This is a genomic window from Rhizobacter sp. LjRoot28 (assembly GCF_964253025.1).
Lineage (GTDB): Bacteria > Pseudomonadota > Gammaproteobacteria > Burkholderiales > Burkholderiaceae_C > Rhizobacter.
This window is the reverse complement of sequence record NZ_CAXUQC020000001.1, coordinates 4,924,350-4,936,945: the sequence shown is the minus strand read 5'-3', so window position 1 is coordinate 4,936,945 and position 12,596 is coordinate 4,924,350. Positions and strand designations below refer to the sequence as shown.

Genomic DNA, 12,596 nt, shown 5'->3' with positions numbered 1-12,596 from the left:
CGTTCAGCCGATCCGGCTCAGCACCCAGAGCCACAGTGGGGCCGTCACCGCGAAGATGAAGGTCGACACGACCACGGTGGCCGTGCTCTCTGCCTCGAGGGTGCGGTAGCGCTGGGCAAAGATCAGCGCGTTGTTGCCGACCGGCAGGGCGGCGGCCATCACCACCACGGCGAGCGGCAGGCCGGTGAGGCCGAAGCCCCAGCGGCCGGCGACCAGCACCGCCAAGGGCAACAACAGCAGCTTCACCGCCGACAGCATCAGCGCGCCGCGCCAGGCGCCCTGCATGCCGTGGTACGCGAGCGACATGCCGATGAGCACCAGGCAGAGCGGCACCACGGCCTGCCCGAGCTGCAGCAGGGTTTCGTCGACCAGCGCAGGCATCGGCAACGCCAGCCCGTTCCAGGCCAACCCGGCCAGGATGGGCAGTACCACGGGATGAATGATGGTGTTGCGGGCGGTGGTCAGCAGCATGTGACCGACGTGCGTGCCAGAGCCGCCCTGCCGGGCGCGGTCGCGCGCGAGGTCGATTTCGACGAGCGCCGTCAGCATCGTGAGCAGGGTCAACGCGTGAAGACTGACGATGCCCACATGCACCGGCAGCCCGGCCTCGCCGAACATGGCCGCGGCCATCGGGATGCCGAGCTGCACCGTGTTGCCGAAGCAGCCGGTGATGGCTCGCACGCAGGGCTCGGCGGCCGCCTGTTCGGGACTGCGCCGCCACCGCAGCACGCCATAGACGCCCAGCGTGATGACCACCACGGGCACGAAGAAGGCGCTGAGCGTGGCCCACGGCATCACCGAGAAGTCGATGCGGGCCGTGGTGCGAAAGAGCAGCGCCGGCACGAAGATGAAGAACGCGGCGTTGCCGAGCGTGCGGGCCGGGTCGTTGTCGCCCAGCCAGCGCAGCCGTCCCACCACGTAGCCGAGCGCGATCACGCACAGGATCGCCAGGAGCTTGAGCAGGACGGGTGCGAGCGACATGGGCCCGCAGTATCCGGGGAAACCCGACGCCAGACGCTGTGGCTGCTACGTACCGCCGCCAGCGAGCAGTGCTACTCCTGCAGGGCGAGCCGGCAATTCGCCACCACCTTGCCGCGTGCCGTCACCACCTCGTTCTCCAGCACGACGGAGCGCACGTCGGTCCCGACCATCTGAGCGAACTTCTGCGTGGCCTCGACCACGCACGATTGCTTGATGTCGGCCACGGTCTGGTCGTCCCGGCCGATGTACGAGTGGTTGATGACCGGCTTGTCCCGGCCCGTGCCGGTGGCGCCGCGGGCGGCCTGGATCAGATCCTTGGCCTCCTTCGATTCGCGAGCCTGCTCGGCGGCCTTCTGGGCCTCGGCGATGGCGGCCGGCATCTGCACGCTCACGCAACCGCCCAGCGCCAGCAACAGCGTGGCGCAGGCCGAAGTCGGCAGCAGTTTCATCATGGTTCCCTCCCGGTGTGAACTGGTGTGGCGGCTCGTGTCAGGCCGCCTTCTTCGCCGCAGGGCGCTTGGTCGCCGTCTTCGCCGCCGTCTTGGTGGCAGCCTTCCTGGCGGGCGCCTTGGCCGCGGCCTTGGCGGCCTCGACCGACTCCGCCGCGGTTTCGGCCGCTGCTGCCACGGCGCCCTTCTTCATCGGCGGCGCCTTGGCGGCACGCGGCTGGAATTCGAAGCTGACCTTGCCTTCCTTCTTGTCGAAGGCCAGGAACGCCTTGAACTTGCGCCGCGTCTTGTTGGAGACGAAATTCTCCAGCAGATCGGTCTTGCCTGTCTCCAGGAGTTTGGTCATTTGCTCCCGCACCACCGGCTGCTGCAGGATGATCTTGCCGCTCTTGAAATCGCAGGTGACATGCGCGCCCACACTGTGCTCGCACACGTAGCTGGTGCCGTGCTCGAACACCTGGCCCTGGCACTTGGGACAGGGGCCGAGCGAGGTCTGGTCCGAGAAGTCGACCGGTTCACCCGACTCACCATCCTTCTTGGCGTCCTCACCGAAGTCGAACTCGAGCTTCCAGTTGCGGATCTCGTCGTCGTAGCTCAGCTTGAGCTCGGCCGTGAAGGGCCAGCCCGCCTTGGACCGGAAGCCTTCCAACGGGCCGATCCGCTTGTTGGCGAGGAAGGTCTCCACCTCGTCGAGCTCGAAGCTGCGCCCGCCGGGAATCTTGCCGATCGAGAAGCCGCAGCCGTCGCTTGCGCCGTCGGCACCGGTGCAGGTGAAGCGGCGGTAGTTCTCCTTGACCACGCCGCCGCAGTTCGGGCACGGCGTCTTGAGGGTGGCGTAGTCGCCCGGGATGGTGTCGCGGTCGTACTCCTTGGCCTTGGCGACGATGCGCTCGGTCATCGCCGCGATCTCGGCCATGAACTTCTCGCGGCTCAGGCGCCCCTTCTCCATCTCGGCGAGCTTTTGCTCCCAGTTGCCGGTGAGCTCGGGCTTGGTCAGGTCTTCCACGCCCAGGCCGCGCAGCAGCGTGGTCAGCTGGAAGGCCTTGGCCGTCGGCACGAGCTCGCGCCCGTCGCGGATCATGTACTTCTCGAGGATGAGGCCTTCGATGATGGCCGCGCGCGTCGCCGGGGTGCCGAGGCCCTTTTCCTGCATGGCCTCGCGCAGCTCGTCGTCGTCGATGAGCTTGCCGGCGCCTTCCATGGCGCTCAGCAGCGTGGCTTCCGAATAGCGGGCCGGCGGCTTGGTCTTCTGCGCGTTGAGGTCGACGGATTCGGTGCGCACCACCTCGCCCGGCTGCACGGCCACGAGGTTCGCGTCGTCCTCCTGCACCTCGCGCCCGTACACGGCCAGCCACCCCGGCTTGACCATTACCTTGCCGTTGGTCTGGAAGCTGTGGCGCCGGCCGGCGGCCTCCACCGTGCTGATGCGGGTGGTGACCATGAACTCGGCCGGCGGATAGAACACCGCCAGGAAGCGCTTGACGACCATGTCGTACAGCTTGGCCTCGATGTCGGTCAGGCTCTTGGGCGCCTGCAGGGTCGGGATGATGGCGAAGTGGTCCGACACCTTGGCGTTGTCGAAGATGCGCTTGTTCGGCTTGACGTAGCCTTCCTTCACTGCCTTGCGGGCATGCGTGGCCAGGGCCTGCAGCGGGCCGGGCAGGTCTTCGGTGGCGAGCATCTCCATCGTCTGCTTGACGACCGGCACGTAGTCTTCCGGCAGCGCCTTGCTGTCGGTACGCGGGTAGGTGAGCACCTTGTGCTTCTCGTACAGGGCCTGCGCCAGCGACAGCGTCGTCTTGGCGGAAAAGCCGAAGCGCGAGTTGGCCTCGCGCTGCAGGCTGGTGAGGTCGTACAGCTGCGGGCTGCCCTGCGAACTGGGCTTCGATTCCTCGGTCACGGTCGCGGGCTGCCCACGCGCGGCGTCGGCCACCGCCTTGGCATCCGGCTCGTTCCAGATGCGGTCGGCGCGCAGCTCGGGGTCGTCGGGATTCTTCTTCCAGGCGGGATCGAACCACTTGCCCTCGTACTCGCCGGCCTGGGCGGCAAACGTGGCCTTCACTTCCCAGTAGTCACGCGAGACGTGGCGGCGGATCTTCTCCTCGCGCTCCACCACGATCGACAGCGTGGGCGTCTGCACGCGGCCCACGGTGGTGAGGAAGAAACCCCCATCACGCGAGTTGAACGCCGTCATGGCCCGGGTGCCGTTGATGCCCACCAGCCAGTCGGCCTCCGAGCGGCAACGGGCCGCATCGGCCAGCGGCAGCATCTGCTGGTCGGTGCGCAGGTTCTCGAAGCCGTCGCGGATGGCCGCGGGGGTCATGCTCTGCAGCCACAGGCGCTTGACCGGGTGCTTGCTCTTGCTGTGCTGCTGGATGAGCCGGAAGATGAGTTCACCCTCGCGGCCCGCGTCGCAGGCGTTCACGAGTTCGGTGACGTCCTTGCGCTTGACCAGCTTGACGATGGCGTTGAGCCGGCCCTTGCTCTTGTCGATCGGGTTGAGTTCGAAGTGCGGCGGAATCACGGGAAGGTTGGCGAAGCTCCACTTGCCCCGCTTGACGTCGTACTCCTCCGGCGCCTTGATCTCGAGCAGGTGGCCGACGGCGGAGGTCACGAGGTGATGCTCGCCCTCAAAGTACTCGTCGTGCTTCTCGAACTTGCCGGCGATGGGGGTCAGCGCCCGGACGATGTCCTGGGCGACGGAGGGCTTCTCGGCAATGATGAGGGTCTTGCTCATGGCTCTTTCAGTTGGCAAACGGCGCGGGGCGACGTGTCTCTCTACAATCCAGGTTCTTGCGCGTGTATACGCACACGCGCCCGCAGGCGCCCGCACGCTCACACGCGCACCTACGATTTCAATGTACCCAAAGACGATGATGACGCAAGCCCGCGCCGCCAAGCCCCCCAAAGCCAAGACTTCCCGCCCCGCTTCCGGCGGGCGTCGCATCCAGGTCCGGCAGTCGGGCGTCCACGGCAAGGGCGTCTTCGCCCTGACCGAGATTCCCCCGGGTGAGGTCATCATCGAATACAAGGGCGAGGTCATCACCTGGCCCGAGGCGTTGCGGCGCCACCCGCACGACCCGAGCCAGCCGAACCATACCTTCTATTTCCACATCGATGAGGAGCACGTCATCGATGGCAACGTCGACGGCAATGCCGCGCGCTGGATCAACCACGCCTGCGAACCCAACTGCGAGGCCGACGAGGTCGACGGGCGGGTGTTCATCAAGTCGCTGCGGCCTTTGATGCCGGGTGAGGAGCTGTTCTATGACTACGGCCTCGTGATCGACCAGCGCTACACCGCCAAGCTGAAGAAGGAGTTCGAGTGCCGCTGCGGCACGCCGGGCTGCCGCGGCACCATGCTCGCCCCGAAACGCTGAGCGCGGCACCGGCCATGACGCTCCTCTGGAATGCCGAATCCCTCTGGGAAGACCTGGAGCCGCTGCTGCCGGGGTTGAGCATCGAGGTGGTCGCCCAGGCGGCGTCGACCAACACGAGCCTGCTCGAGCGGGCTCGCGCCGCCGATGACGCGGGCGGCGAAGGCCTGGCGGTCGTGCGTCGCAGCCGGGAAAGCGCCGCCTTCGGGCGACGCGCGGCCGATGTGCAGCCGTGCCTGCTGGTGGCCGAGCACCAGACCGGCGGTCGCGGCCGCATGGGCCGCAGTTGGGCTTCGGCGCCGGGCGCCTCGCTGACCTTCTCGCTCTCCCTGCCCATCGACCGCCCCGACTGGTCCGGTCTGTCGCTCGCCGTGGGCGTCGCCCTGGCCGATGCGCTGGATCCGGCGTCGGCGCGCAGCGGCGCGCCGCGCATCGGCCTCAAGTGGCCGAACGACCTGTGGCTCATCGGGCCGCAGGGTGGCCGCAAGCTCGGCGGCATTCTCATCGAATCGGTGCTGGCGGGCCCGAGCCGCCTCGCGATCGTCGGCGTCGGACTGAACATCGCGCCCCTCCCTGCCGGGGCACCGGCCGAGTTCACCCACGGCCATGCCTGCGTGCAGGAGCTCGACGCCACGCTCACTGCACCGGCCACCCTGCACCGCATTGCGCGCCGCTTGATCGAGGCGCTGGGCGCCTTCGAGCGTGAGGGCTTCGCGCCTTTCAGCGAGCGGTTCGCCGCCCGGGACCTGTTGCGCGGCCAGGCCGTCACCACCACGCAACCCGGCCTGCCGGAGGGCACGGCCGATGGCGTCGGGCCGAACGGCGCGCTGCGGGTTCGCGCCGCCGACGGCCTGCTGCACGACATCACGAGCGGCGAAGTCAGCGTGCGCCTGCAGGGCTCACACGGGCCCGAGGTCGGGAGCTCGCCATGCTGAGGTGGTTCGTGGTGCTGCTCATCCTCGCCAACGCCGCCGTCTACGGATGGCGCCAGGGCTGGCTGGACGACCTCGTCGGCGTGCCCGCCCATGGCGACCGCGAACCCGGCCGCACGGCCCTGCAGGCCGCGCCTGAACGGGTCAAGGTGGTGGCCTCGCCCGCTCGCGGCGCACCGGCCGCCGAGGTGGCGTCCGTCTGCCTCGAGATCGGCCCGTACACCAACGCGCAGTTCCCCGCCGCGGAAGGTGCCCTGCTGGGCGTGCTGCCCCCGCACCGCATCGCCGACATCCGGCGCGAGACGCCGGCTGTCTGGATCGTGTTCGTGGGTCCCTTCCCGGACACCCAGGCCCGCCAGCGTCGCACCGACGAACTGCGGCGCGAACGCATCACCTTCGAGGACGTCCGCGAGGTGCCGGAACTGGGCGACGGCCTGGCGCTGGGCCGCTTCGACAACCGGGCTGCCGCCGAACGCCTGCTTGCCGAGGTCACGGGCAAGGGCCTGCGCGGCGCGCGCCTCGCCCAGTACAGCCCGCCCGTCGTCAGCCACACGCTCAGGGTGGCCGATGTCACGCCGCTGGTGCAGGTGCAGCTCATGCAACTGGACGTTCCCGGCCTCGCCGGCAAGAGCTTCGCGCCTTGCACCCGGTGATGACCGTCGCGACCGTGATGACGTCCGGCTGATCGCCCACGACCCTCAGGAGTCCACCCATGCGCAAGATCGGTCTCATCGGCGGCATGAGCTTCGAGGCCTCCGCGGTCTACTACCGCCTCATCAACGAAGCCGTGCGCCAGCGGCTGGGTGGCCTGCATTCCGCCGAACTGCTGCTGCACTCGGTGGACTTCCAGCGCATCGTCGAATTGCAGCAGGCCGGTCGCTGGACCGACGCCGGTGCGCTGCTGGCCGCGGTGGCGCGCGGCCTGGAAGGCGCGGGGGCCGACTGCGTGCTCATCTGCGCCAACACCATGCACCTGGTGGCCGATGCGGTGGCAGAAGCGATCGGCGTGCCGCTGGTCCACATCATCGACGAGACCGCCCGACATCTGCTTGCCGCCAGCTGCCGCAAGCCCCTGCTGCTGGCCACGCGCTACACCATGGAGCACGGCTTCTATGCCGAGCGCATGCAGCGGCACGGCATCACGCTCAGCGTGCCCTCGGCCGAGGGCCGCACGCTCACCCACGACATCATCTTCAAGGAACTGTGCGCCGGCCAGGTGCTGGCGCCATCGCGCCAGGTGTTGCTCGGCCTGATCGACGAAGCGCGGGCCGATGGTGCGGATGCGGTGATCCTCGGCTGCACCGAACTGTGCCTGATCCTGGACCCGGCGCAGCTGAGCATGCCTGCCTTCGACTCCACGGCGATCCACGCCACCGCCGCAGTCGACTTCGCGCTCGGCACCTGAGCGCACGAGGGCCGGCGCCAGCCGCGAGGGTCGCGGCGCGCCGCCAGGCCAGCGGCGCGCCTACTTGTTCTTTGCCAGCCAGCGGTCCAGCTCGGCGATTTCCTTTTGCTGCTCCTTGATGATCTTCTGCGCCATCGCCTTCAGCTCGGGCGACTTGCCGTGTGCCAGCTCGGCCTTGGCCATGTCGACCGCCTGCTGGTGATGCACCCGCATCATGGCGGCAAAGTCGCGGTCGACGTCGCCGGTCGAGGGCATGCCCTGCATCTTCTGCATGCCGCTCATCATCGAGTCATGCATCATGCCGGCGCCCTGCCCGCCGCCGCCCGCGTGCGGTGCCGAACCGGCATGCCCTTGAGCAAGGACCATGGGGCCGGTCGCGAGCGCGCAGCAGGCCACCGCTGTCATCATGAGGTTGCGCATGGTCGATCTCCCTGAGTGTGGTGCCGAGCCGCGGCAACGCGCGTTCCCGTCCCAATGACGCAGTGAGCAGGGACGTGCGTGCTGCAACGTGCATCACACCGCGATTCACGCGCGTCCACTCAGGGGCCGCCATGGCTGCCAGGCGCCGATCACGCGCCGTTTCATGGAGGCCCCGTGTGGGCGGCGGCACTGACGCCCTCGGCGTTCGACGCGGCGCACGGGCGATGAAGGCGACGGTTTCGCCGCCCTCATCGCCGACGCCTCACTCGTCCTGCGCTCGCACGATGTCGGCGCTCAGTTCGCCGGTGCCCTGCGCCCGCCGCTGGCGGTCGGTCTGCTTGCCGAGCTGGGTCTCCAGGGCGGCCTGCAGCTTGTCGGCGGCCCCGTCGATGGCCATGTGCAGGTTCTCGGCGAAATGGGTGACCGCGATCGGCTTGTGGCCCGCCACGCGCGCCTCGAACATGCAGCGCATGTCATCCGAACCCGACTTGGCGCTGCTGTTGACGTCGCCCAGGTGGGCCTCGACGTGGGTCACCTGGTCGGCGAAGCGATCCACCGCGTCCAGGATCACGGACTCGACGTGCGCCTGCAGGTCCTGGCGGCCCTCGATGTTGTTGTCGGTCTCGACTTGGATCTGCATGGTCTCTCCAGTGGTTGGGATCCCGGTCCCGGGCAATCCACATGCCGGCACCGGGAATCCGCGCCGTCCGTCGCGACGACAGGGCACTTGGGGCCGCCTGCCGGCGGGCGCGCCGAAGCTGATAAGGTCACGCGATGGCCACGTTGCTGACCCATCCCTGGGCCTATCCGCTGCTCGAGGTGCTGCACATCGCCGGCATCGCCCTGCTGTTCGGCAGCCTGGCGGTGCTGGACGTGCGGCTCTGGGGTGCCGGTGCGGCGCTGCCGCTCGCGGCGCTCGAGCGGCTGGCGTTGCGGGTGACCTGGGCCGGCTTCGGCATCGTGCTGGCCAGCGGCCTGACGATGTTCTCGACACAGCCGGATGAATTCCTGCACAACCCGGCCTTCCGCCTCAAGCTCGTGCTGCTCGCCCTGGCCGGCGCGAATGCCGCATGGTTCCACCGCCGCGGCGGCGGCACGCGGCTCGACGCCACATCGCGGCTGCTGGCCACACTGTCGCTGGGGCTCTGGTTCGGTGTCATCATCTGCGGTCGCTGGATCGCCTACGCCTGACAAGGAGTCGCCGCCATGAACCGTCGCCACCTGCTGCTTGCCACTGCGGGAAGCTGTGTGCCCGCCTTCGCCCACCACGGGTGGAGCAGCTTCGATACCGACCAGCCCTTGTACCTCGAAGGCCGCGCGGTGTCGGTGCAGTGGCGCAACCCGCACGTCGAGTTGGCCCTCGAGCTCAAGCCCGACCTCAAGCTGCCGCCGGACCTCGCCCGCCGCGCCCTCCCCGCGCAGACCTCCCCGGTGGAGGGACCGGCCGTGCTCGCCAAGACCCGCCTGCCCAAGCGCAGCGACACCCGCTGGACCGTCGAACTGGCACCGCTGACCCGCATGGAGGCCTGGCGCGTGCAGGAGATCAAGCCGGGTGCATCGCTCGCCGTGATCGGCTACACCTTCACCGGTGAAAAGGGCGACGCCGTGCTGCGGGCGGAATACCTGATGGTCGGTGATCAGGTCTACGGGCTGCGCTCGTCACCCGCCTGAACCGGCGGCGGCGCCGACCCGCCGGGGTTACCGCCGTCACGTCGCGCTCGCCAGACGAAAAAAAAGGCGCCTCGCGGCGCCTTTTCCCCTTGACCGTCAGTCAGCTCACTTGGAGACGACGCGGACCATCTCGAGCACCTTGTTCGAGTAGCCCCATTCGTTGTCGTACCAGGCGACGAGCTTGACGAAGGTGCCATCGAGGGCGATGCCGGCGTCGGCGTCAAAGATGGAGGTGCGGGCATCACCACGGAAGTCGGTCGCAACGACCTTGTCCTCGGTGTAGCCGAGCACGCCCTTCAGCGCGCCTTCGGACTGCGCCTTGATCTCGGCGCAGATTTCCTTGTAGCTGGCTTCCTTGCTCAGCTCCACGGTCAGGTCGACCACCGAGACGTCGGAGGTCGGCACGCGGAAGGACATGCCGGTGAGCTTCTTGTTCAGCTCGGGAATGACCACGCCCACGGCCTTGGCGGCGCCCGTGCTCGACGGGATGATGTTCTCGAGGATGCCGCGGCCGCCGCGCCAGTCCTTGTTCGACGGGCCGTCGACGGTCTTCTGCGTGGCGGTGGCGGCGTGCACCGTGGTCATCAGGCCGCGCTTGATGCCCCATTTGTCGTTCACGACCTTGGCGAGCGGTGCCAGGCAGTTCGTGGTGCACGAAGCGTTGGAGATGATGGCCTGGCCGGCGTAGGTGCCGTGGTTCACGCCGTAGACGAACATCGGGGTGTCGTCCTTGCTCGGGGCCGACATGATGACCTTCTTGGCGCCTGCGGCCAGATGCTTCTCGCCGGTTTCCTTCGTCAGGAAGAGGCCGGTGGATTCGACGACGATGTCGGCGCCGACGTCGCCCCACTTCAGCTCGGACGGGTCCTTGACGGCCGTCAGGCGGATCTTCTTGCCGTTGACGACCAGGGTGTTGCCCTCGACCGAGACCTCGCCCTTGAAGCGGCCATGCACCGAGTCGTACTGCAGCATGTACGCGAGGTAGTCGGGCTCGAGCAGGTCGTTGATGCCCACCACTTCGATGTCCTGGAAGTTCTGGACAGCGGCGCGGAACACCATGCGGCCGATGCGGCCGAAGCCGTTGATACCGATCTTGATCGTCATGAGTTTCTCCTGAACGGGGATTGGAAAAAAAGGAACTTCATTACCGGGGGCTGCAGGGGCACAGCCCCCGAGGCCCCCGAATCAGGTCAGCGCGTCTTGCCGAGCACGACGCGGACGGTGTCCACGACGTTGTCCGCCGTGAACCCGAAATGTTTGAAGAGCACGCCGGCCGGTGCGGATTCGCCAAAGGTGTCGATGCCGACCACCGCATCGACGCCGTACTTCCACCAGCCGTCGGTGGAGCCCATCTCGACGGCCACGCGCGGCAACTTCTTCGGCAGCACGCTCAGCTTGTAGGCCACGGACTGACGGTCGAAGGCCGAGGTGCAGGGCATGCTCACCACGCGTGCGGCGATGCCCTTGACGGCCAGCAGCTGCTGGGCGTGCAGGGCGAGTGCCACTTCGGAGCCGGTGGCGATGATCACGACCTGGGCCTTCTTCTTCAGGCCCACCTCGCTCGGCTCGGCCAGCACGTAGGCGCCCTTGGAGATGTCGTCGAGACCGGACTTCGGCGCGTACGGCAGGTTCTGGCGCGACAGCAGCAGCGCCGACGGACGGTTGGTGGTCTGCAGGGCGGTGGCCCACGCGACGACCGTCTCGGCGGTGTCGCACGGACGCCAGACGTCGAGGTTGGGGATGAGGCGCAGCGAGGCGGCGTGCTCGATCGACTGGTGCGTCGGGCCGTCCTCGCCGAGGCCGATGCTGTCGTGGGTGAACACGTGCACCACGCGCAGCTTCATCAGCGCGGCCATGCGGATGGCGTTGCGGCTGTAGTCGCTGAAGGTGAGGAAGGTGCCGCCGTAGGGGATGTAGCCACCGTGCAGCGCGACGCCGTTCATGATGGCGGCCATGCCGAACTCGCGCACCCCGTAGTTGATGTGGCGGCCGCCATTGGGCTTGCCGTCGGCATCGATGCGCAGCGGCGGGGTGCTGCTGGTGTTGGTCAGGTTGGAGCCGGTCAGGTCGGCGCTGCCGCCGAGCAGCTCGGGCATCGAGGCCGTGAAGGCTTCGAGGGCGAGCTGGCTGGCCTTGCGGCTGGCGACGGTCTCGGCCTTGGCGTGGGCCGCCACGGCGGCATCCACCGCCACCTGGGCGAAGTTCTTCGGCAGCTGGCCCTCGACGCGGCGGATGTACTCCACGGCCAGTTCCGGGTAGGCCTTGGAATAGGCCTCGAAGGCGTTGACCCACTCGGTCTCGGCCTGCAGGCCGGCTTGGCGGGCATCCCACTGCTCGTAGGCAGCCTCGGGGATGACGAAGGGCTCATGGCCCCAGCCGAGCGCTTCGCGCGTCAGCTTGATCTCTTCGTGGCCGAGCGCCTCGCCGTGCGCCTTGGCGGTGCCCTGCCGGTTCGGCGAGCCCTTGCCGATGGCCGTCTTGCAGACGATCAGCGTGGGCTTGGTGGCCGACTTGCGGGCGCGCTCGATGGCACGGTCGACGGCGTCCACGTCGTGTCCGTCCACCTTGTCGATCACGTCCCAGCCATAGGCCTCGAAGCGCTTGGGCGTGTTGTCGATGAACCAGGGGGCGACCTGTCCGTCGATCGAGATGCCGTTGTCGTCGTACAGGGCGATCAGCTTGTTGAGCTTCCAGGCGCCGGCCAGGGCGGCGGCCTCGTGGCTGATGCCTTCCATCAGGCAACCGTCACCCAGGAACACATACGTGTGGTGGTTGACGATCGTGTGGCCTTCACGGTTGAACTCGTTGGCCAGCAGCTTCTCGGCGAGCGCGAAGCCCACCGCGTTCGTCACGCCCTGTCCGAGCGGACCGGTGGTGGTCTCGACCCCCGGGGTGATGCCGTACTCGGGGTGACCGGCCGTCTTGCTGTGCAGCTGCCGGAAGTTGCGCAGCTCGCTCATCGGCAGGTCGTAGCCGGTGAGGTGCAGCAGCGCGTAGATCAGCATGGAACCGTGGCCGTTCGACAGGATGAAGCGGTCGCGGTCGGCCCACTGCGGGTTGGCCGGGTTGTGGCGCAGGTGGCGGCTCCACAGCGCAACGGCGATGTCGGCCATGCCCATGGGCGCGCCGGGGTGGCCGCTGTTGGCCTGCTGGACTGCGTCCATCGCGAGGGCGCGGATGGCGTTCGCCATCAGGGTGGTGTCTTGGACGAGGGCGGTCGTGGCCATGCGGTTCCTGCAGGGGTCGGTGGGGGAAAACCCGGCATTTTACCGGGGTCCGGCGGGCGGGCCGCTGAACATTGCGCGCACGGGGTGTTTGGCGGCGAAGCGGGGCCGCGCCTTCGCCCGATAATCGCCGGCAC

The 12,596-nt window shown here is 68.3% G+C and carries 13 protein-coding genes; 6 read left to right on the top strand and 7 right to left on the bottom strand.

Annotation, left to right across the window (positions count from 1 at the left end):
• Positions 1-3: 3 nt before the first annotated feature.
• The 3 genes from ACSQ2F_RS22625 to ACSQ2F_RS22615 form a co-directional block, all read right to left on the bottom strand.
• A complete protein-coding gene (locus tag ACSQ2F_RS22625) occupies positions 4-981 on the bottom strand; it encodes an AEC family transporter (protein ID WP_436026575.1) in 978 nt (325 codons plus the stop codon).
• Between the two features lie 71 nt (positions 982-1,052).
• Positions 1,053-1,433, bottom strand: coding sequence for a hypothetical protein (locus ACSQ2F_RS22620; protein ID WP_436026573.1), 381 nt, complete (start codon positions 1,431-1,433; stop codon positions 1,053-1,055).
• A 37-nt stretch (positions 1,434-1,470) separates the two neighbouring features.
• On the bottom strand, positions 1,471-4,167 hold the full coding sequence (locus tag ACSQ2F_RS22615) for a DNA topoisomerase III (protein ID WP_436026572.1): 2,697 nt from the start codon (positions 4,165-4,167) through the stop codon (positions 1,471-1,473).
• 139 nt (positions 4,168-4,306) lie between these two features.
• Here ACSQ2F_RS22615 and ACSQ2F_RS22610 point away from each other — a divergent pair, with 139 nt between their 5' ends.
• Genes ACSQ2F_RS22610 through ACSQ2F_RS22595 form a run of 4 tightly spaced genes read left to right on the top strand, consistent with a single transcriptional unit; the run spans position 4,307 to position 7,144 of the window.
• Positions 4,307-4,810: an SET domain-containing protein gene (locus tag ACSQ2F_RS22610; protein ID WP_436026570.1), complete on the top strand. Its 504-nt coding sequence runs from the start codon at positions 4,307-4,309 to the stop codon at positions 4,808-4,810.
• Positions 4,811-4,824: 14 nt separating this feature from the next.
• Entirely contained in the window at positions 4,825-5,742 is a 918-nt protein-coding gene (locus tag ACSQ2F_RS22605) for a biotin--[acetyl-CoA-carboxylase] ligase (RefSeq protein ID WP_436026568.1), read from the top strand.
• Positions 5,736-6,392, top strand: a complete 657-nt coding sequence (locus ACSQ2F_RS22600; RefSeq protein WP_436026566.1) for a hypothetical protein — start codon at positions 5,736-5,738, stop codon at positions 6,390-6,392. The genes ACSQ2F_RS22605 and ACSQ2F_RS22600 overlap by 7 nt, the downstream gene beginning before the upstream one ends.
• 59 nt (positions 6,393-6,451) lie before the next feature.
• The gene (locus ACSQ2F_RS22595; protein ID WP_436026564.1) at positions 6,452-7,144 is read left to right on the top strand and encodes an aspartate/glutamate racemase family protein; all 693 of its coding nucleotides are present in this window, start codon (positions 6,452-6,454) and stop codon (positions 7,142-7,144) included.
• A gap of 60 nt (positions 7,145-7,204) precedes the next feature.
• On the opposite strand, the gene ACSQ2F_RS22590 is transcribed toward ACSQ2F_RS22595, so the two are convergent.
• Positions 7,205-7,564, bottom strand: coding sequence for a DUF305 domain-containing protein (locus ACSQ2F_RS22590; protein WP_436026562.1), 360 nt, complete (start codon positions 7,562-7,564; stop codon positions 7,205-7,207).
• Between the two features lie 262 nt (positions 7,565-7,826).
• Entirely contained in the window at positions 7,827-8,204 is a 378-nt protein-coding gene (locus tag ACSQ2F_RS22585; RefSeq protein WP_436026561.1) for an HPF/RaiA family ribosome-associated protein, read from the bottom strand.
• Positions 8,205-8,338: 134 nt separating this feature from the next.
• Here ACSQ2F_RS22585 and ACSQ2F_RS22580 point away from each other — a divergent pair, with 134 nt between their 5' ends.
• Together ACSQ2F_RS22580 and ACSQ2F_RS22575 are read left to right on the top strand one after the other, a co-directional pair.
• A complete protein-coding gene (locus ACSQ2F_RS22580; protein WP_436026560.1) occupies positions 8,339-8,755 on the top strand; it encodes a hypothetical protein in 417 nt (138 codons plus the stop codon).
• Positions 8,756-8,770: 15 nt separating this feature from the next.
• Positions 8,771-9,235 carry a DUF6152 family protein gene (locus tag ACSQ2F_RS22575; protein ID WP_436026559.1) on the top strand — a complete coding sequence of 155 codons (465 nt, stop codon included), beginning with the start codon at positions 8,771-8,773 and terminating at the stop codon, positions 9,233-9,235.
• A 105-nt stretch (positions 9,236-9,340) separates the two neighbouring features.
• Here the strand turns inward: ACSQ2F_RS22575 and gap are convergent, their stop codons facing one another.
• Together gap and tkt are read right to left on the bottom strand one after the other, a co-directional pair.
• The gene (gene gap / locus ACSQ2F_RS22570; protein ID WP_436026558.1) at positions 9,341-10,339 is read right to left on the bottom strand and encodes a type I glyceraldehyde-3-phosphate dehydrogenase; all 999 of its coding nucleotides are present in this window, start codon (positions 10,337-10,339) and stop codon (positions 9,341-9,343) included.
• An 86-nt stretch (positions 10,340-10,425) separates the two neighbouring features.
• On the bottom strand, positions 10,426-12,462 hold the full coding sequence (gene tkt / locus ACSQ2F_RS22565) for a transketolase (RefSeq protein WP_436026557.1): 2,037 nt from the start codon (positions 12,460-12,462) through the stop codon (positions 10,426-10,428).
• Between the last annotated feature and the right edge of the window lie 134 nt (positions 12,463-12,596).